General features: G+C 72.7%; 13 protein-coding genes and 1 pseudogene. 9 read left to right on the top strand and 5 right to left on the bottom strand.

Translation table 11 applies throughout. The annotated features are described in order from the left end of the window. Positions 1 to 180: 180 nt before the first annotated feature. Positions 181 to 1172, bottom strand: a pseudogene (locus ACFZCY_RS28990) (aldo/keto reductase). A 203-nt stretch (positions 1173 to 1375) separates the two neighbouring features. After that, positions 1376 to 1963: an NAD(P)H-dependent oxidoreductase gene (locus tag ACFZCY_RS28985; RefSeq protein ID WP_391179534.1), complete on the bottom strand. Its 588-nt coding sequence runs from the start codon at positions 1961 to 1963 to the stop codon at positions 1376 to 1378. Positions 1964 to 2205: 242 nt separating this feature from the next. On the opposite strand from ACFZCY_RS28985, the gene ACFZCY_RS28980 reads away from it, so the two are divergent. The 8 genes from ACFZCY_RS28980 (at position 2206) to ACFZCY_RS28945 (ending at position 14726) form a co-directional block, all read left to right on the top strand. Continuing rightward, positions 2206 to 2934 carry a TetR family transcriptional regulator gene (locus ACFZCY_RS28980; protein WP_391179531.1) on the top strand — a complete coding sequence of 243 codons (729 nt, stop codon included), beginning with the start codon at positions 2206 to 2208 and terminating at the stop codon, positions 2932 to 2934. A 250-nt stretch (positions 2935 to 3184) separates the two neighbouring features. Further along, positions 3185 to 4129, top strand: coding sequence for an alpha/beta hydrolase (locus tag ACFZCY_RS28975; RefSeq protein ID WP_391179529.1), 945 nt, complete (start codon positions 3185 to 3187; stop codon positions 4127 to 4129). Beyond that, the gene (locus tag ACFZCY_RS28970; RefSeq protein ID WP_391179525.1) at positions 4122 to 5327 is read left to right on the top strand and encodes an acyltransferase family protein; all 1206 of its coding nucleotides are present in this window, start codon (positions 4122 to 4124) and stop codon (positions 5325 to 5327) included. The genes ACFZCY_RS28975 and ACFZCY_RS28970 overlap by 8 nt, the downstream gene beginning before the upstream one ends. A 10-nt stretch (positions 5328 to 5337) precedes the next feature. After that, positions 5338 to 6675: a histidine kinase gene (locus ACFZCY_RS28965; RefSeq protein ID WP_391179522.1), complete on the top strand. Its 1338-nt coding sequence runs from the start codon at positions 5338 to 5340 to the stop codon at positions 6673 to 6675. Next, on the top strand, positions 6672 to 7349 hold the full coding sequence (locus ACFZCY_RS28960; protein ID WP_391179519.1) for a response regulator: 678 nt from the start codon (positions 6672 to 6674) through the stop codon (positions 7347 to 7349). The genes ACFZCY_RS28965 and ACFZCY_RS28960 overlap by 4 nt, the downstream gene beginning before the upstream one ends. A gap of 118 nt (positions 7350 to 7467) precedes the next feature. Further along, on the top strand, positions 7468 to 10194 hold the full coding sequence (locus ACFZCY_RS28955) for a glycosyl hydrolase family 65 protein (protein WP_391179516.1): 2727 nt from the start codon (positions 7468 to 7470) through the stop codon (positions 10192 to 10194). A gap of 131 nt (positions 10195 to 10325) precedes the next feature. Beyond that, a complete protein-coding gene (locus ACFZCY_RS28950) occupies positions 10326 to 10607 on the top strand; it encodes a helix-turn-helix domain-containing protein (protein ID WP_391179513.1) in 282 nt (93 codons plus the stop codon). Between the two features lie 198 nt (positions 10608 to 10805). Next, positions 10806 to 14726, top strand: a complete 3921-nt coding sequence (locus ACFZCY_RS28945; RefSeq protein ID WP_391179757.1) for an ABC transporter transmembrane domain-containing protein — start codon at positions 10806 to 10808, stop codon at positions 14724 to 14726. 107 nt (positions 14727 to 14833) lie between these two features. On the opposite strand, the gene ACFZCY_RS28940 is transcribed toward ACFZCY_RS28945, so the two are convergent. Further along, positions 14834 to 15277, bottom strand: a complete 444-nt coding sequence (locus ACFZCY_RS28940) for a hypothetical protein (protein ID WP_039941875.1) — start codon at positions 15275 to 15277, stop codon at positions 14834 to 14836. Positions 15278 to 15458: 181 nt separating this feature from the next. Between ACFZCY_RS28940 and ACFZCY_RS28935 the strand changes: the two genes are divergently transcribed. Beyond that, on the top strand, positions 15459 to 16865 hold the full coding sequence (locus ACFZCY_RS28935) for a S28 family serine protease (RefSeq protein WP_391179510.1): 1407 nt from the start codon (positions 15459 to 15461) through the stop codon (positions 16863 to 16865). 60 nt (positions 16866 to 16925) lie between these two features. Here ACFZCY_RS28935 and ACFZCY_RS28930 read toward each other — a convergent pair whose 3' ends face one another. Further along, entirely contained in the window at positions 16926 to 18824 is a 1899-nt protein-coding gene (locus tag ACFZCY_RS28930) for a glycoside hydrolase family 3 N-terminal domain-containing protein (protein ID WP_391179507.1), read from the bottom strand. Positions 18825 to 18965: 141 nt separating this feature from the next. Beyond that, entirely contained in the window at positions 18966 to 19550 is a 585-nt protein-coding gene (locus ACFZCY_RS28925; RefSeq protein WP_391179505.1) for a hypothetical protein, read from the bottom strand. Between the last annotated feature and the right edge of the window lie 30 nt (positions 19551 to 19580).

Genomic DNA, 19580 nt, shown 5'->3' with positions numbered 1-19580 from the left:
CCCGCTCGCACAGTTCGGCGACCATGCTGATGAGGTCTTGGCGGCTGCGGCCGTAGCGGTCGAGCGAGGGGACGACGAGGAGGTGTCACCTCCTGTGCCACACGGCCGGGCCGCTTGTGGGGGTGTGATCCCGGCCGTGTGGCCTCGGTGGGGGCAGTGGTGTCCGACCCGGGGTGGATCTCAGGTCCAGGTCGGCACGTTTCCCCCGGCGCAGCGGGCGCCGAAGCCGCCGTGGGGCAGGATCTCGTCGATGGCCTTGAGGTCGGCGTCGGTGAGGGTGAGGTCGGCGGCACCTGCGTTTTCCTCGACGCGCTTCGGGCTGCGGGGGCCGGGGATGGGCACGATGTGCCCGCCCCGGGTCAGGAGCCAGGCCAGGGCGAACTGGGAGACGGTGGCGTTCTTGGCCGCCGCGAGGGCGGCGAGCCGGCCGACGGCTTCGACGTTCTTCTCGAAGGTGCCCGGCTGCCAGCGCGGGTCGACGTTGCGTATGTCGCTGCCTTCGTACTGGCCGGCGGGCTTGGCGGTGCCGGTGATGAACCCGCGGCCGAGGGGGGGGAGTAGGCGACGAAGCCGATGCCGAGTTCGTCCAGGACCGGGAAGAGCTGCTCGACGTCCCGCTCGAACAGGGAGTATTCGGTCTGCAGGACGGAGACCGGCTGCACGGCGTGTGCCTTGCGGATCGTCTCGGGTCCGGCCTCGCTGAGGCCGAAGTACTTCACCTAGCCCGCGTCGATCAGTTCCTTGACGGTGCCCGCGACCTCCTCGATGGGCACCTCGGGGTCGACGCGGTGCTGGTAGAAGACGTCGATGTGGTCCACGCCGAGGTAGCGCAGGCTGTTGTCGGCGACCTTGCGGATGTTGTCGGGCCGGCTGTTGAGAGGGCCGCCGATCTGCTCGGGAGGCACCGACATGTCGACGCCGAACTTGGTGGCCAGGACCACGTCGTCGCGGAAGTCCTTGACCGCCTTGCCGACCAGGATCTCGTTGGATCCGGTGCCCCAGCCGTACATCTCGGCGGTGTCGAAGAAGGTGACGCCCAGGTCGTGGGCGCGCCGGAGGGCGGCGACGTCGGCCTCCTCGCCGGTGGGCCCGTAGGCCATCGTCAGGCCCATCGCGCCGTAGCCGATGGCCGAGACCTCAAGGCCCTGGCTTCCCGGTGTCCGGTTCTGCATGGTGCACTCCTCTGAGCGGGATAAGAGGTGCTTTGTGGTCGATGCGCCTCGTGCGTCCTCTCGCCGAACCGAACGTTTCTGCTGGGTGCGCTCGCTGGCGTGACCCCGTCGACGAGGGCAGGTTCCACCCGTGACCTCCTGGACCGGAGTTGCTGTTCGCTCGTGCAGGGTGGGGCTGCCGGGGCGGTTCACGGACCGCTGTGTCAGTGCGCTGCGGCGGCCAGTCCGGCGCGGTGGGTCCGGGTGTGCTCGGCGACGCGCCGGCCGAGGTGGCGGGCGGTGCTCAGGTCTGCGTCGTGGACCGCGGGGGTGTCGTTGAAGCTCTGCGCGCCGGCGCCGAGGTAGAAGCCGAGGCGGTTGTCGTCCTGGGCGCTGGAGGTGGTGGTGTTCCAGCCCGGCAGGAGATTCAGGCTCACCCAGAGCATTCCGTGCTGGGCCGCCAGGAGCGAGAGGTACTGCAGGGTGTGCAGCTTGTCGCCGCTCATGGAGCCGGAGTTGGTGAATCCCGCCGCGAGCTTGTCGCTCCAGGCGCGGGTCATCCACCGCTTGCTGCTGGCCTCGGCGAAGGCGTGGAACGCCCCGGACGCCGTACCCATGTAGGTGGGGGTACCGAAGATGATGGCGTCCGCGGCATCCATCAGTTCCCAGTCGGCGTCGCCGAGGGAGGCGACGTCGACGCGGTGGACCTGCGTCCCGGCGATGGAGCGCGCGCCGTCCTCGACGGCCGCGGCGATCTGCGCGGTGTGGCCGTAGCCGGAATGCGACGCGATGACGATCGAGATATCGGACATGTGTGTTCCTCTCCTGCCGTAATGGCGGCGTGTGCGATGGGGTGCCGGCGGGCGACGAGCTGCCCGCTGCGGCGGTCGGCCGCACTGCTCCACCAGTCGGGGACCGGCGGCCCGGGCCAGGGCGCGGCGCATGCCCGGGGTGTCGCGGACCGGGGCCGGCCAGAACCAGCCCGGATCACCGTTCCGCCTTTTCGAGTGTCACTGTTAAGACGGCGATACGCAAATTGCGATATCGTTGTTCCATGAGCGAGGAACGACGCGCCGCGCGGCGCCAGGTACTGCAGGTGGCGGCCAAGCTCTTGGAGGAGGGCGGCAGCGAGGCGGTCTCCACGCGCGCTGTCGCCGCAGCCGCAGGCGTCACGGCCCCCGCGCTGTACCGGATGTTCGACGACAAGGACGGACTCCTGGCCGAGCTGGCCGCCTACGGGTTCGAGATGTACCTGGCCGAGAAACGGAAGGCCCTGGCACTGACCCCCGACGACCCGGTGGCCGACCTCTACCGCGGCTGGGACCTCCACGTCGACTTCGGAGTGCACCACCCCGCGTTCTACGTGCTCATGTACGGCACTGTGCGGCCCGGGCGGCGGCCCCCCGCCGCGGACGAGGCGCATGCCCTGCTGGTGAGACTGCTGCGCCGCGCGGCCGAGGCCGGGCGCCTTCGGGTTCCGGTGGAGCAGGCGACCCGCGTCATCCACGCGGCGACGACGGGTGCCACGCTGGCGCTGATCGGCGAAGAGCCCTCGAAGCGGGACCTGACCACTTCAGCACGGCTGCGGGACACCGTCATCACCTCCGTCACCACGGACCCGCCCGCCTCGTCCGGGTCGGACCTGGCCTCGCGCGCACTCGCCCTCGACGCCGCACTGGAAACCGCGCTCACCACCGGCCCCCCGGCCGCGGGCGCCGGGGTGCCCCTGAGGGCCACGGAGACGGCCCTGTTCCGCGAATGGTTGCAGCGGCTGGCAGGCTGAACCGGCCGCGTGCGATGTGACCGGGGTCGGGCCTGGGCTTCTGGCTGCCGGTGCGGCCCAGGACGCGACCGGTGGCCAGACCCTGAGGGCGGTGTGCCCTGAGGGGGGCGGTGTGCCCTGAGGGGCGCCTCGCGTCGTACCCGTCATACCTGAGAGCCACGCGGCGAGTGCACCCCCTGGAGTGACGCCAACTACCCGCCCCGCTCCCTACCTTCCGTACATACGACATCCGGTACGGAAGGGGACATCGATGGCATCCCGTGTGCGCGGCCGCCTCCGCCGCACTCTGCTCGGCATGCTCGTCGCCGCCTCGGTGGCCGTGCCGGTGGCGGGTGCCGCGCGGCCCGCGGCGGTCCCGGCGCCCGCGCCGTCGGCGCTGCCCCCGCTGACCGCCGCGACGCCCGCCGCCCTCGACGCGCGGTACGCCGCCCACCGCGCGGACATACGGGCCGCCGAGCGGATGGCCGCCGGCCACGGGGACCGGCGGCGGGCGGCCGCGCTGCGGGAGATGGCGGCACCGTCCCGGCAGTTCCTCTCCTTCGACGGGCGGGACGGGGGCCGTTCCGTCGAGGTCTTCGGGGATCTGTCGCGCGCCGCGCGGGTCGCCGTCCTGGTACCGGGTTCGGACACCAGCCTCGACCGGTACGGGCGCCTGCGCGCCGGGGCCGTCGCGCTGAAGCACCAGCTGGGGCAGCGGGGCGCCGTCGTCGCCTGGCTCGGCTACGAGACGCCGGGCACGGTGAGCCCCGAGGTGCTGACGGCCGGTCTGGCCGACCGTGCGGCGCCCCGACTCGCCTCCTTCGTCGGGGAGTTGACCACCGCCGCGCCCCGGGCCCGGATCTCGCTGCTCTGCCACTCCTACGGCTCCCTGGTCTGCGCCCGGGCCGCGCACGGGCCGGCGGTCGCTGACATCGTCCTGTACGGCAGTCCCGGAGTCGGCGCCTCCGGCGTCGGCCAGTTGCACACCCGGGCCGCCGTCTGGGCGGGCCGGGGCGCGCACGACTGGATCGGCCACGTCCCGCATGTGCGGATCCCGCTGCTGTTCACCACCGTCGGGCTGGGCACCGATCCCGTCTCGAAGGGGTTCGGCGCCCGGATCTTCGACGCGGGCGACGGCGGTCACAGCGACTACCTCAAGCCCGGTTCCGTCAGCCTGCGGAGCCTGGCCCGGATCGTGGAGGACGGCCGTGCGTGAGCTGATCCGGCGCATCGACGCCGCCACCCCGCCCGACCGCGACCGCGCCGTGGACGCGCTGCGCGCCTTCGCCATCCTCGGAGTGGTCCTCGGCCACTGGCTGGTGACCGCCCTCGTCGCCGACAGCGGCACCGTGCGGACCGCGAGCCTGCTGCTGTATCAGCCCCACCTCGTCCCGCTCTCCTGGGCGTTGCAGACCCTCGCTGTCTTCTTCCTGGTGGGCGGGCAGATGAGCGTGAGGAGTCACGAGTCCGCCCGCGCCCGGGGCGTGACGTACCGCCAGTGGCTGGGCGTCCGGATGGCCCGGCTGTTCCGCCCGGTCGCCGCGCTGCTGGTGGTGTGGACCCTGGCGGCGGGGGCGATGCTGGCCTCCGGAGTGGGCCTGACGACCCTGCACACCCTGCTCAAACTGGTGCTGTCACCGCTCTGGTTCCTGCTGGTCTTCGCGGCGCTCACGGCGGCGACCCCGCTGGTGGCGCGGCTGCATCCGCTGTGGCCGCTCGCCGTCGTCCTCCATGTCGACCTGGTCCGGTTCGGCCTCGGCGGGCCCGCCTGGCTCGGCTGGATCAACCTGGCGGCGGGCTGGCTGGTCCCGTACTGCCTGGGCGCGGCATGGGCGCGCGGCGGACTGCGGGGGCGCACGACCGGCTGGGTGCTACTGCTCGGTGGCGGTGCGGTCACGGCCGGGCTCGTCCTGTTCGGCGGCTATCCGGCGGCCATGGTCGGGGTGCCGGGCGCCGCGATATCCAACCTCAACCCGCCGACCCTGGCCGCCGTCACCTTCGGCCTGGCCCAGTGCGGTGCGGCCCTGCTGCTGCTCGGACCACTGCGGCGGGCGCTGGCGCGGCCCGCGGTCTGGGCGGGGGTGGCGCTGCTGAACCTCTCCGCGATGACCGTCTTCCTATGGCACCAGACCGCAATGATGGCGGTCACCGCCACCGCCCTGCGGCTGAGCGGCCCCCTGCCCGGTCTGCACACCGTGCCCGCCGACCCGGCCTGGCTGGCCGCCCGCCTGGCCTGGCTGCCGGTGTTCGCGGCGGCGCTGCTGATATGCCGCGCGGCGTTCGGCACGCACGAGCACGCCGGACCGCGCACGGGCGGCCGGGTGGTACGCGAGGGCCGGGTCGTACGCGAGGGCCGCCAGGGCGGGGCTGCGGGGGTGGCGCGGAAGGGAGCGGGAGTGGTGCGGCGTGGATAGGGTCGCGTCCATGAGGGGGCGGGCGTTGGCGGGGCGGTTGGCGCGGGGGCTGCGGACGGTTCCGGGCGCCCTGCGCGAGGACTTGTGGACGACGGCGGCCGATCCGCTGCCGCGCCGGAGCGGGCCGAGCTGGCTGGACTGGCTGCCCGCGTTGGCGCTCCCGGTGGTGCTGGGCGCGGTGGTGCTGTTCATCGCGTGTGTCGACAAGTACGGGGAGCTGTACGGGTTCGGCCCGGGTCTCGGAGTCCTGCTCGCCGCGGTCCAGTCCGTGGCGCTCGCCGCGGCGCTGTTCCGGCCGGTCCCGGCGTGGTGGTCGATGACGATCGTGACGATGGTGATCGTGCTGACCGCGAGGCCCGGGGCCATCTCCGAGACGACGTTCCCCTGGTCCGGCGAGGGGCTGACGGTGCAGGCGCTGGTGCTGTTCCTGCTGGCGCTGCGCACCCGCCCCCGGATAGCGGCCGAGGTGCTGGCGATCAGCGTGCTGGTGGGCCTGGTCTCCCGCGTCTCCATCAAGCCGGGGCCGCCCCCCGAGAGCGACGCGGGGTTCTTCGTCTCGGTCCTGGTGACCGCCGTGGTGGTCGGCACCGCGCTGCGCGGCCGCCGGGTGGCCCGGGCGCGGCTGGTGGAGCAGGAGGAGATCACCGCCGGCGAGCGGGCCCGCCGCACCCTGCTGGAGGAGCGCAACCGGATCGCCCGCGAGCTGCACGACGTGGTCGCGCACCACATGTCGGTGATCTCCATTCAGGCGCAGGTCGCCCCGCACCTGGCCGAGAACCCCTCCGACGAGCTGAAGGAGAACCTCGCGGGCATTCGCCGGAGCGCGGTCGAGGCGCTGACCGAACTGCGCCGGGTGCTGGGCGTGTTGCGCTCCGAGGACGCCCTCGCCGATGGCGTGCGGCACGCCCCGCAGCCCACCCTCGACCGGCTGGACGAGCTGGTGGGCAGGGTGCGGAGCACCGGGATCGCGGTGGCCGTCGACATCACCGGCGAGCGGCGGCCGCTGCCGCCGGGCATCGAGCTGTCGGCGTTCCGCATCGTGCAGGAGGCGCTGAGCAATGTGCTGCGCCACGCGCCGGGCGCGCAGGCGCGGGTGGAGCTTGGCTACCACGCGCGCGCCCTCGCCCTACGGGTCAGCAACACCCCGCCGGACGGCCCCGCCCCGCCCTCGCCGGGCGCCGGGCACGGGCTGCTCGGGATGCGCGAGCGCACCGCGATGCTCGGGGGCGAGCTGGCCACCGGCCCGATGCCGGACGGCGGTTACGAGGTGACCGCCGTACTGCCCATGCGAGAGCCCACCCCCTCCCCGGCCGCCTGGCCGACCGAGACCGCCGAGGACACCGCATGACCACGAGCATCCGCGTCCTGATCGCCGACGACCAGAGCATGGTCCGCCAGGGCTTCACCGTCCTGCTGAACGCCGAATCCGGCATCGAGGTCGTCGGCCAGGCCGTGGACGGGGAGGACGCCATCGCCCAGGTCGCCGAACTCGCCCCCGATGTCGTGCTGATGGACATCCGCATGCCCGGGCTCGGCGGCATCGAGGCCACCCGCCGGCTCACCGAACCGGACGGTGCCACCGTCAAGGTCCTCGTCCTCACCACCTTCGACCTCGACGAGTACGTGTACGAGGCGCTGCGCGCGGGCGCGTCCGGGTTTCTCCTCAAGGACGCGTCGGCCGAGGAACTGGCCCATGCGGTACGGGTGGTGGCGGCCGGGGACGCGCTGCTCGCCCCGAACATCACCAAGCGCCTGATCACCGAGTTCTCCCGGGTGACCGCCGGCGCCCCGCGCGCTCCCCTCAAGGACCGCGTCGGCGATCTCACGGAGCGCGAGACCGAGGTGCTGGCCCTGATCGCACAGGGCCTGTCGAACGCGGAGATCGCCACCCGGCTGGTGGTGGCGGAGCAGACCGTGAAGACCCATGTCGGCCGGATCCTGTTCAAGCTGGGCCTGCGCGACCGCACCCAGGCCGCGGTCTTCGCGTACGAGACAGGCCTGGTGCGCCCGACCGCGCTCTGACAGTTCATCTCCATGAACTGATGTTCAGAGGTTGAAGACATCGCCCTATCCATTGACCTGTCGTGTTCACCTCTTTATCGTCACTGCGACCGTCACCGGCGAACCACGACGGAGAACAATGACGTACTCCACCCCCCGGCTGCCGCGCACCGCCCGGCTGGTCGCACCGCTGCTCGTCTGCGGGCTGATCGCCGCCGTGCCTCCGGCGTCCGCCGCTCCCGAATCCGACTCCTCAGCGGCGGCACGGGCCGGCGCCGGGGGCTGTGCGCGTGGGCCGTCCGGCGGCTGGGCGCTGACCTCGGACCGCATCGATCCCAAGGACAGCTACCACGCGTACGTGGGCAACGGCTATCTCGGGCAGCGCGTGCCGCCGAACGGCACCGGTTACACGGGCGGCGGCGACAAGACCGGATGGCCGCTGTTCACGCCCCGCTATGACGGCGCGTTCGTCTCCGGTCTGTACGCGCACAACAAGAAGACCACCGAGAACCGGCAGGTCGCGGCCGCCATCCCCAACTGGTCCACCCTGAACGTGGCCACCGGGGGCAAGGGTTCGGAGACCTTCGGCCCGGGGACGTCCGCGGGGCGCGTCTCGCACTACCGGCAGACCGTCTTCATGCGCTGCGGCTTCGTCCGTACGTCCCTCACCTGGACGGCGGCCGACGGCCGCGCCACCGACCTCACCTACGACGTGCTCGCCGACCGGAACGACGCGCACGTGGGCGCCGTACGGCTGCGCATGACCCCGCACTGGAGCGGCGACGCCACCGTCACCGACCGCATCGACGGGCGCGGCGCGCGCCGCATGACGCAGACCGGCGGCGGAACGCACGGCGGCCGTACGGTCGATGTGGCCTTCCGTACGGACGGCACCGAGACCGACGGCGCCGTCGCGTCCACCCTGCGGCCCGGCCGTAACGTACAGAACACGAACGCGGAACGGGTCGCCAAGGACGGCAAGTTGAGCGCCCGGCAGGCCGTCCGCTTCCCGGTGCGGCAGGGGCGCGCGTACGAGTTCACCAAGTACGTCGGCGTCGACACCGCGCTGACCTCCCACGCCCCGCGCGCCGACGCCGTCGCCGCCTCCCGGCGGGCCGCCGACCGCGGCTGGCCCGCGCTGTTCGCCGAGCACACCGCCGCCTGGCGGAAGCTCTGGCGCTCCGACATCGAGATCGGCGGCCGCCGGCAGCGCGATCTGCAGGACTGGGTGCGCTCCGCGCAGTACGGGCTGCTGTCCGCCACCCGCGCGGGCTCCCGCAACAGCATCTCCCCGACCGGGCTGACCAGCGACAACTACGGCGGCCTGATCTTCTGGGACGCCGAGACCTGGATGTACCCGGGGCTGCTGGCGAGCCACCCCGAACTGGCCAAGTCCGTAGTCGAGTACCGCTACAAGACCCGCGCGGGCGCCCGTACGAACGCGCGCAAGCTCGGCTACCCCGGCCTCTTCTACCCCTGGACCAGCGCGAGCAAGGGCGGGCTGTGGACCGAGTGCCACAGCTGGGACCCGCCGCACTGCCGCACCCAGAACCACCTGCAGAGCGATATCGCCCTCGCGGCCTGGCAGTACTTCCAGGCCACCGGGGACGCCACCTGGCTGCGCGAGCGCGGCTGGCCGGTGCTCAAGGGGATCGCCGAGTTCTGGGCCGGACGCGTCACCCACAACGCCGACGGCAGCTACTCCATCAAAAACGTCGCGGGCCCCGACGAGTACAGCAACGGCGTGGACGACGCGGTGTTCACCAACGCCGGAGCCGCCACCGCCCTGCGCGACGCCGCCCGCGCCGCCCGCGTCCTCGGTGAGAAGCCCCCCGCCGCCTGGACCCGGATCGCGGACAAGCTGCGCATCCCGTACGACAAGAAGAAGCAGGTCTTCCAGCAGTACGACGGCTACAAGGGTTCGCTGATCAAGCAGGCGGACACCGTGCTGCTCATGCATCCGCTGGAGTGGCCGATGTCCCGGGAGGCCGCCGCCAAGACGCTCGACTACTACGCGGCGCGCACCGACCCGGACGGCCCGGCCATGACCGACTCGGTCCACGCGATCGACGCCGCGTCCATCGGGGAGCCCGGCTGCTCCTCGTACACGTATCTGATGCGCTCCATCAAGCCGTTCGTGCGCGGCTCGTTCGACCAGTTCTCGGAGGCGCGCGGCGAGAAGGCGGGCGCCGAGGACCCGCTGGCCGGGTCGCCCGCCCAGGACTTCCTCACCGGCAAGGGCGGCTTCCTCCAGGTCTTCACCCACGGCCTGACCGGGATGCGGATGCGCGAGGACGCCGTACGGCTCGACCCCACGCTGCCGCCGCAGCTGCGCGACGGCGTACGCCTGCGCGGCCTGCGCTGGCAGGGCCGTACGTACGACGTGGCGATCGGCCCGCACGAGACGACGGTGCGGCTGACCGCCGGTGCGCCGTTCGACATCGAGACGCCGCAGGGCGGGAAGCAGGTCGTGAGCGAGGGCGCCCCCGCCGTCCTCAAGACCCGCCGCCCGGACCTCACTCCGACCACCAACCTCGCCCGCTGCCAGGAGGCGACGGCGAGTTCGCGGGAGCCGGGCATGGAGCCGGGCGCCGCCCTCGACGGCAACGCGGCCACCGCCTGGGTGCCCGACGCGGCCCAGGGCACGCTCACCGCCGACCTCGGCCGGACCGTACGGATCGGCGAGGTCACCCCGCGGTGGACCACCACCCGGCCCGCCTCGCACCGCGTCGAGACCTCGCTCGACGGCAGGCACTGGCGCGACGGGACGGCGGGCCCGGCCCGCTACGTCCGCGTCACGCTGCGCTCTGCGGACGACAAGAAGCGCGCGGGCATCGAGGAGCTGAAGGTGACGCGGGACCGGTGACCCGGGGACCGGGCAGCGCGGCGCCGGCGTACCGCGGTACGCCGGCGCCGCGTGGCGTCCCGCTGCGGTCCTCCTGGGCGTGGACCAACTGAGCGTGGACCAATTCTTATACCGGCATTAGTATCACGGTCATGGTGCGCACTCCTCTCACTCCGCTGGAACGCGAACGCGGCCGCTTCCTCGGCGCCCTGCTGCGGCAGGCCCGCGGCGAACGCAGCATGGCGGACGTCGCCGCCGGGGCCGGGATCTCGGCCGAGACCCTCCGCAAGATCGAGACCGGTCGGGCCCCCACCCCCGCCTTCTTCACCATCGCCGCCCTGGCCACCGCCCTCGGCCTGCGGCTGGACGACATCGCGGCGCGCTGTGCCGCGGTCACCATCCCGGAGGAGGCGCCGCGCGACGAGGCGGCGTAAGGGCCCCGGCCCCCGGCCCGTTTGTTGCGGAAGGATGAAATCCGCACACCTGTGTGTTGGGCCTTCCGGTAGCAGTGGAAAACCGGGAGGTCACGAGTGGCGGACGGCAAGGGCGACAAAGGCGGCAAGGGCGGCAACGGCGACACAACTGATACCGGCGCGGGGTCCGGCTGGGCACGGCGGCTGATCCGCCACAGCATGCGGTACCGCCGCAATGTGCTGCTCGCGCTCGGGGCCTCGCTCGCCGGGATGGGCGTCATGGCGCTGGTCCCGCTCGTCACCAAGCTGATCATCGACGAGGTGATCGTCCGGCACGACCGGGCGCTCGCGCCCTGGGCGGTCCTGCTGATCGTCGCGGCCCTCGTCGTCTACGCCCTCACCTACGTCCGCCGCTTCTACGGCGGACGGCTCGCGCTCGACGTCCAGCACGATCTGCGGACCGAGATGTACGACTCGCTCGCCCGCCTCGACGGCAGGCGCCAGGACGAGCTGTCCACCGGCCAGATCGTCGGCCGCGCCACCAGCGACCTCCAGCTGATCCAGGGCCTGCTCTTCATGGTGCCGATGATGATCGGCAACGTGCTGCTCTTCCTGGTCTCCCTCGTCGTGATGGCCGTGCTCTCCCCGCTGCTCACCGTCGTCGCCCTCGCCGTCGCCCCCGCCCTGTGGGTCATCGCCTCGCGCAGCCGCGTCCGGCTCTTCCCCGCCACTTGGTACGCCCAGGGGCAGGCCGCCGCCGTCGCCGGGGTCGTGGACGGGGCCGTCACCGGCGTCCGCGTCGTCAAGGGCTTCGGCCAGGAGGCCCAGGAGACGGGCAAGCTCCGCGAGGTCGGCCGTAAGCTCTTCGCCGCCCGGCTGCGCACGGTCCGGCTCAACGCCCGCTACACCCCCGCCCTCCAGGCCGTCCCCGCCCTCGGCCAGGTCGCGATGCTGGCGCTCGGCGGCTGGATGGCCACCCGCGGGCAGATCACCCTCGGCACCTTCGTCGCCTTCTCGACCTACCTCGCGCAGCTCGTCGGTCCGGTGCGGATGCTCACCATGATGCTGACCGTCGGCCAGCAGGCCCGTGCCGGAGTCGAGCGGGTCTACGAACTCATCGACACCGAACCGGTCATCCAGGAGCGCCCGGACGCGCGCGAACTGCCCGCCGACGCACCCGCGACGGTCGAATTCGATCACGTCACCTTCGGCTACGACGCCGACCGGCCCGTGCTCTCCGAGGTGTCACTGCGCATCGAACCGGGCGAGACGGTCGCCGTGGTCGGCGCCTCGGGCAGCGGCAAATCCACCCTGTCCATGCTGCTGCCCCGCTTCTACGACGTGACGGATGGCGCGGTGCGGATCGGCGGCCACGACGTCCGCGAGCTGACATACGCCTCGCTGCGTGCCGCCATCGGGCTCGTCCCCGAGGACAGCTTCCTCTTCTCCGACACCGTGCGCGCCAACCTCGCCTACGGGCTTCCGGACGCCGACGACGAGCAGATCAGGGCCGCCGCCCGCGCCGCCCAGGCCGACGGCTTCATCTCCGCCCTCCCCGACGGCTACGACACCCAGGTCGGCGAGCAGGGCCTCACCCTCTCCGGCGGCCAGCGCCAGCGCATGGCCCTGGCCCGCGCGATCCTCACCGACCCCCGGCTGCTCGTCCTCGACGACGCCACCTCGGCGGTCGACGCACGCGTGGAGCACGAGATCCACGAGGCGCTGCGCGGCGTCATGGCGGGCCGTACGACCCTCCTCATCGCCCACCGCCTGTCCACCCTCGCCCTCGCCGACCGCATCGCCGTCCTGGACGGCGGCCGCCTGGTGGACCTCGGCACGGACGAGGAACTGCGCAAGCGCTGTGCGCTGTACCGCCGCCTGCTGACGGACCCGGACGAGCTGAGCGGCATCGCCCGCGACCCGGCCGGGCGCCTGGCCGTGCGGCCGCGCGGCGGGGACGACCCGGAGCACGCGGGTCCGGCGGTGGCGGGGCTCGCCGGGTCGTTCGGCGGAGAGGCCGCCGCCACCGGGCTGGTCGAGCCGTGCCATGACGGCGCGGCAGACGGAAACGGCGCCGCAGACGGGAACGGCGCGGCCCACGCGAACGGCGCCACTCACGGGAACGGCGACCGGCCGGTGGCGCGCGGCGGCGACGACCCCGAGCATGCCGCACCGCGCGCGGACAGCGTGACCCCCGAGCTGTGGGTGCGGCGCGACGGGGACGACCGGACCGCCCCGGAGGCGCGCTCCACCGCCACGCCCGCCCCCGGGATGGCCGGGGCGCTGACCGGGATGCCCGCCACGCCCGACCTGCTGGCCAAGGTGGAGGCCCTGCCGCCCGCCACCGACACGCCCGAGGTGGACGAGGAGCGGGCCGCGCGGCCCGAAGGGGCGTACGGACTGCGGCAGTTGCTGCGCGGGTTCAGGGCGCCGCTGCTGTTCTGCCTGCTGCTGGTGGCGGTCGACGCGGTGTCCGGGCTGCTGCTGCCCGTGCTCATCCGGCACGGCATCGACCAGGGCGTCCAGCGCCTCGCGCTCGGCGCGGTGTGGGCGGCGTCCGGGCTGGCGCTGGTCGTCGTCCTCGCGCAGTGGGCCGCGCAGTTCGGCGAGACGCGGCTGACCGGCCGCACCGGCGAGCGCATGCTGTACGCCCTGCGGGTCAAGATCTTCGCGCAGTTGCAGCGGCTCGGGCTCGACTACTACGAGCGCGAGCTGACCGGCAAGATCATGACGCGGATGACCACCGACGTGGACGCCTTGTCGTCGTTCCTGCAGACCGGTCTGGTCACCGCCGTCGTCAGCCTGCTGACCTTCTTCGGGATCCTGGTCGCGCTCCTGGTGATCGACGTCCAGCTCGCGCTGGTGGTGTTCGCGACCCTGCCGCCGCTGATCATCGGCACGTTCGTCTTCCGCCGCAAGAGCGTCAAGGCGTACGAACTCGCCCGCGAGCGCGTGGGCACCGTCAACGCCGACCTCCAGGAGAGCGTGGCGGGGCTGCGGATCGTGCAGGCGTTCCGGCGCGAGCGCGTCGGCCGGGAGCGGTTCGCCGCGCGCAGCGACGCGTACCGGCAGGCGCGGGTGCGCGGCCAGTGGCTGATCTCGGTGTACTTCCCGTTCGTCCAGCTGCTGTCGTCCACCGCCGCCGCGCTGGTGCTGATCGTCGGCTCCGGGCGGGTGAGCGACGGGACGCTGACGGCGGGCGCGCTGGTCGCCTATCTGCTCTACATCGACCTGTTCTTCGCGCCCGTCCAGCAGCTCTCCCAGGTGTTCGACGGCTATCAGCAGGCCACGGTGTCGCTGGGCCGCATCCAGGAGCTGCTGCGGGAGCCGACCACCACCCCGGCGGCGAAGAACCCGCGCGCGGTGCGGACGGTCCGCGGCGAGGTCGCCTTCGAGGACGTGCGCTTCCGGTACGGCGGCGACGAGGCGGGGGCCGCCGAGGAGGCCCTGTCGGGCATCGACCTCACCATCCCGGCCGGGCAGACGGTGGCGTTCGTGGGGGAGACGGGCGCGGGCAAGTCCACGCTGGTCAAGCTGGTCGCCCGCTTCTACGACCCCACCGGCGGCGCCGTACGGGTCGACGGCACGGATCTGCGTGAGCTGGACCTCACCGCCTACCGCAACCGGCTGGGCGTCGTCCCGCAGGAGCCGTATCTCTTCCCGGGTACCGTGCGCGACGCCATCGCCTACGGGCGCCCCGGCGCGAGCGACGCCGAAGTGGAGGCGGCCGCACGGGCGGTCGGCGCCCACGCCATGGTGGCCTCGCTCGACGGCGGCTATCTGCACGCGGTCTCCGAGCGCGGGCGCAATCTGTCGGCCGGGCAGCGCCAGCTGATCGCGCTCGCGCGCGCCGAGCTGGTCGACCCGGACATCCTGCTGCTCGACGAGGCCACGGCCGCGCTCGACCTGGCCACCGAGGGCCTGGTCAACCAGGCCACGGACCGGCTCGCGGGCCGGCGCACCACGCTGGTCGTCGCGCACCGGCTGACCACCGCGGCCCGCGCGGACCGGGTGGTGGTCCTGGACCACGGACGGGTGGTCGAGGACGGTACGCACCAGGAGCTGGTGGCACGGCCTGACGGCCGGTATGCCGAGCTGTGGCGCACCTTCACGGGAGAGACGGCCCCGGTGGGGGCGTAACGCCCCCGCCTTCGGGGCGGGTTCCGCCGCCTCATGAGTGCGCCGTCCGGCCGTGAACTATACGGCCGGTAACTCTCGGCGTTCGCCGCTCATCACGTACCGTGACGTCACGGTTCCATGCCGCTCGCCCTCGCGATGCCCTCCACCTCGCGCCGGTCCGCCTCCCGCTGCTCCGCCTCGGCCGCCACGCGCTGCTTGTGGCGGTGCAGGAAGTCGGGGTCCTGGGCCCGGTCCTGGGGCACCAGCACCTTCATGCCCTTGGCGTGCGGGCTGTCGCCGAGGTCGACGACCACCCGCTCGTCCTGGGAGGTGAGCAGGCCGAACAACACCAGCAGCTCGGCCTGCAGGGCGGGGGTGAACAGCTCTTTCTCCTCGGGCCCCATGCCGAGTTCGTACGTCCCCCCGCGGACGGCGGGGGAGGTGCTCAGCTCGCGCAGCAGCCGCATGAGCAGCTCCAGCGAGCGAGGATCGATTCGTTCCTGCAATTCGGTCAGATACTGCGTCAGCCGCTCGGCCCGTTCGCTCCGGTCGTGCCGTTCGTCTCGGTCCATGTCAGCAGGATGCGCCATCACAGCCCGCTACGAAAGGGGGTGACGGCAACAACTCTCCGTATTCGGCGGCCGGTTGGCGTGATCGGAAGCCTCTAGCCACTGTCGTCTGTGCCCCGATAGGTTCTCGGCGACCTGTGCGATTGATGTGCACGCAGGTGATGTGCACCCAAGGGGAGGGCGAATGGGCAAGGGGCTCAGATGGCTGTTGTCGCTCGTGATAATCGTGGGGGCGGTCGGCGCCGGTGCGGGCAGCGCACCGGCGGCAGCGGCCGCCCCCGCGAGCGGGCCGGACATCAAGGAACGCGTCCTGGCGATACCCGGGATGAGCTTCGTCGAGGAGCAGCCGTACGACGGCTACCGCTTCCTCGTCTTCACCTACCGGCAGCCGGTCGACCACCGGCATCCGTCCAAGGGCACCTTCGAGCAGCGGTTCACCCTGCTGCACAAGGCCACCGACCGGCCGACGGTCTTCTACACCTCCGGCTACAACGTGACCACCGCGCCGCGCCGCAGCGAGCCCACGCAGCTCGTGGACGGCAACCAGGTGTCCATGGAGTATCGGTTCTTCACGCCGTCGCGGCCCCAGCCCGCCGACTGGTCGAAGCTGGACATCTGGCAGGCCGCCAGCGACCAGCACCGGCTGTACCGGGCGCTGCACCGCGTCTACGGCAAGAACTGGCTCGCCACCGGCGGCAGCAAGGGCGGCATGACCGCCACCTACTACCGCCGCTTCTACCCGCACGACATGGCGGGCACCATCGCCTACGTCGCCCCCAACGACGTCGTCAACAACGAGGATTCGGCCTACGACCGCTTCTTCGCGGGCGTCGGCACCGCCGAGTGCCGCACCAAGCTGAACGCGGTCCAGCGCGAGGCGCTCGTGCGGCGCGACGAGATCGTGGCGCGCTACCAGAAGTGGGCCGACGAGGAGAAGCAGACCTTCACGGTCGTCGGCAGCGCCGACAAGGCGTACGAGAACGTCGTTCTCGACCTGGTGTGGGCCTTCTGGCAGTACCACCTGCTCAAGGACTGCGCGGACGTCCCCGCCACCACGGCCTCCACCGATGAGCTGTACAAGTTCATCGACGACATCTCCGGCTTCTCCGCCTACACCGACCAGGGCCTGGAGACCTACACCCCGTACTACTACCAGGCGGGCACCGAACTGGGCGCACCCACCTTCAAGACCCCCCACCTGGACGGTCTGCTGCGCTACCCGGGCATCTACAACCCGCGCAACTACGTCCCGCGCGACATCCCGATGCGCTTCAAGCCGGCCGCGATGCGGGACGTGGACCGCTGGGTCCGCCATGACGCGCGGCGGATGCTGTTCGTCTACGGGGAGAACGACCCGTGGGGCGCCGAACCGTTCCGCCTGGGCAAGGGCGCGCGCGACTCCTACGTCTACACCGCCCCCGGCGGCAACCACGGCTCCAACATCGCCCAGCTGACGGCGGACGAGAAGGCGAAGGCCACGGCCGCGGTCCAGAAGTGGGCGGGTGTCCCGGCCTCGTCCAAGCCGCTGGCCCGCCACGACGCGAAGCTGGACCAGCGGGAGGTGGAGCGCGAGCCGGCCCTGAGGCCGTAACGCTCCTGCCCGGCCTCCTGCCCCGCCCCAGTTCCGTCCGGGGCGGGGCAGGAGGCTTCGCTAGTACGAGAGCCCGTGCCCGATCGGGTACAGCACCCGGTGCGGGGCATCCGCGCGGCGCACCGCCACCGGCAGCCGTCCGCGCGGGTCCCGCTCACCGGCGATGACCCGGGCGGCGGCGCGTACTTCGACGTCCGTCCAGCCGTAGGTGGCCAGCGACGCGCCGGGGTCGTTGCCCAACTGGGCGATGTCGTACGGGTCCTTGATCGCCACGTGCACCACCGGCATCCCGGTCGCGGACACCTCGGAGACCAGCCGCCGCTGACCGGACCCGGCGTCGACGTCGCGCGTCAGGACGATCACCGCGTCCCGCTCGCGCGCCGCCGCCACGGCCTCGTCGATCCGCCCCGGCGACGGATCGGGCGCGCTGCCGGTGCCGGTGGACAGCGCCTTCGCCGTGAAGCCGAGCGCGCCGAGGGCACGGGCGAGGACGGCCGTCGGCGGACCGCCGGTGCCGGTCGGGGCGGCGGGGTCCACGCCGACCACGAGCAGCCTGCGGTGGCGGCGGGGCGACAGCGGCAGCAGCCCGCCGCGGTTGGTGATCAGTGTGGTGGTGCGGTCCGCGATCCGGGCGGCGGTGGCGGCGTGCGCGCGGGTGCCCACCGTACGGTCCACCGCGCGGCCGCTGGTGTACGGCTCGTCCAGCAGCCCCCGGCGCGCCTTGAGCCGCAGGACGCGCAGCACCGACGCGTCGAGCCGGGCCTCGCTGATCTCGCCCTTCCGCACCGCCGTACGCACGCTGTTCCAGGCGGCGGGCAGATCGGGCGGGGTCAGCAGCTGGTCCACACCCGCCTTCAGCGCGAGCACCGGCACCCGGCCGTCGCCGTACTTCTCGCGCACGCCCTGCATGCCGAGGGAGTCGGTGATCACGACGCCGTCGTAGCCGAGTTCGTCGCGCAGAACGCCGGTGATGATGGGGCGGGAGAGGGTGGCCGGGTCGTCGGCCGGGTCGAGCGCGGGGAACAGCAGATGCGCGGTCATGACCGAGTCGATCCCGGCGGCGATGGCGGCCCGGAACGGCGGCGCGTCCAGCCGCTCCCACTCCTTGCGGGAGTGGGTGATGGTCGGCAGCCCGACATGGCTGTCCACGGAGGTGTCGCCGTGCCCCGGGAAGTGCTTGGCGGTGGCCGCGACCCCGGCGCCCTGATAGCCCTGGACCTGGGCCGCGACCAGCCGGGCGACCGCCTTGGGGTCGGCGCCGAAGGAGCGGATGCCGATCACCGGGTTGGCCGGGTCGACGTTGACGTCCGCGTCCGGCGCGTAGTCCTGCCGGATGCCGAGCGCGGCCAGCTCCGCCCCGGCGATCCGGGCCGCCGCCCGTACGTCCGGCACGCTGCCGCCCGCGCCGAGCGCCATCGCCCCCGGCAGCAGCGTGGCGGGCGCCCCGATCCGGGCCACCATGCCGTGCTCCTGGTCGGTCGCGAGGAGCAGCGGCACGCCCGCCGAACCGTCCAGGGCGGCCTTCTGCAGACCGTTGGAGAGCGCGGCGATCTGCCGGGGGTCGCGGACGTTGTGCGCCCACTCGGTGTACATGATCCCGCCGAGGTGGTACCTGGCCACCAGCTCGGCGGCGCTGCCGACGCCGTACTTCTTACGGTTGGCCGCGGCGTCGGCCGGGTCGGGAGCGGTGGCGGAGTGGCCGTACACCGACAGGACGAAGAGCTGGCCGATCTTCTGGTCCAGCGTCATGCGTCCGAGCAGGTCCGCGGCGCGGTCCCGATCGCTGGGGCGGGTGGGCGCGGGCCGGTGCGGTGCCGCCGACGCGGAGGGCGACGAGGACGGTGAGGCGGACGTCGACCCGGACGTCTCCGGCGAGCTGAGCGTCCGCGGGCTGCAGGCGGTGGCGACGGCGGCGGTCGCCGCGGCGAGCAGGGCGCGGCGCGAGGTCGGCTTGGGCACCCGCACTCCTTCCATGAGCTTCGGAGGGGGTGACTGGCGTTCATATGACACGCTGGTGTGCCCGGTGGGGCCCGGTCAATGGGAACCGGTGATTCGCTTCAACTTCGTTCATGAGTGGGCGCCTTCGGTCGTGATGAGTCGTCACGGGGCGACGAATCGCGGCCGTGCGGGCAGCCGGTCCTTCGGCACGGTGAAGACGGCGACGATGTGGAACGGCGCGAAGCACTCCGGCGGCGGCGTGGGATGCGCGGCCGCGACCAGCGTGAGCCGATCCCCGCCCCCGGGACGATGCAGCGTGGCGGACGGCCACTTGGCGCATCCGGTGGTCGCGGACCAGCCGACGAGCGCGTTGCGGCCGAAGTCGTTCTTCCCGGCCTCGGCGAGAATCGCCTCGCCCCGCTTCCCGAAGCGCCGGGCGAAGGCGGCGAGCTGACCCTCGTTCCGCAGCACGGCATGCGCTTCGGGCACGGCGCCGGTCGTGCTGGTCACATAGGCGAGCCCCGTATCGACGCGGCCCGTGCCGCCGACGCTCTGGGAGGGGTGCGCGCCGGCGGCGGGGCGCTGATGGCCGCAGGCGGCGAGGAGGGTGGTCAGCGACGCAGCCAGCAGCGAGGCCGATACCGCGATGCGGAGACTCCCCATCAGCACGCCGCTTGGACGACCCGCCGACCGGTCCGGTTCCACGGCCGAGCCCGACTTCGCGAATCGGTGCGTACGGTGATACATGCGCCCATGGTGACACCGGCGCCGCGCACA

The sequence above is a fragment of the Streptomyces sp. NPDC007983 genome, assembly GCF_042958345.1.
GTDB lineage: Bacteria > Actinomycetota > Actinomycetes > Streptomycetales > Streptomycetaceae > Streptomyces.
Note: the sequence above shows the minus strand (reverse complement) of the source record. Positions and strands in the feature narration are given on the sequence as shown.

What these genes read in the sequence shown, in the direction of transcription:
- ACFZCY_RS28935 (WP_391179510.1), top strand. Translation starts at nt 15,459, where the DNA reads ATGGGCAAGGGGCTCAGATGGCTGTTGTCGCTCGTGATAATCGTGGGG.
- ACFZCY_RS28960 (WP_391179519.1), top strand. Translation starts at nt 6,672, where the DNA reads ATGACCACGAGCATCCGCGTCCTGATCGCCGACGACCAGAGCATGGTC.
- ACFZCY_RS28975 (WP_391179529.1), top strand. Translation starts at nt 3,185, where the DNA reads ATGGCATCCCGTGTGCGCGGCCGCCTCCGCCGCACTCTGCTCGGCATG.
- ACFZCY_RS28950 (WP_391179513.1), top strand. Translation starts at nt 10,326, where the DNA reads ATGGTGCGCACTCCTCTCACTCCGCTGGAACGCGAACGCGGCCGCTTC.
- ACFZCY_RS28955 (WP_391179516.1), top strand. Translation starts at nt 7,468, where the DNA reads ATGACGTACTCCACCCCCCGGCTGCCGCGCACCGCCCGGCTGGTCGCA.
- ACFZCY_RS28980 (WP_391179531.1), top strand. Translation starts at nt 2,206, where the DNA reads ATGAGCGAGGAACGACGCGCCGCGCGGCGCCAGGTACTGCAGGTGGCG.
- ACFZCY_RS28985 (WP_391179534.1), bottom strand. Translation starts at nt 1,963, where the DNA reads ATGTCCGATATCTCGATCGTCATCGCGTCGCATTCCGGCTACGGCCAC.
- ACFZCY_RS28965 (WP_391179522.1), top strand. Translation starts at nt 5,338, where the DNA reads ATGAGGGGGCGGGCGTTGGCGGGGCGGTTGGCGCGGGGGCTGCGGACG.
- ACFZCY_RS28940 (WP_039941875.1), bottom strand. Translation starts at nt 15,277, where the DNA reads ATGGACCGAGACGAACGGCACGACCGGAGCGAACGGGCCGAGCGGCTG.
- ACFZCY_RS28925 (WP_391179505.1), bottom strand. Translation starts at nt 19,550, where the DNA reads ATGTATCACCGTACGCACCGATTCGCGAAGTCGGGCTCGGCCGTGGAA.
- ACFZCY_RS28945 (WP_391179757.1), top strand. Translation starts at nt 10,806, where the DNA reads ATGCGGTACCGCCGCAATGTGCTGCTCGCGCTCGGGGCCTCGCTCGCC.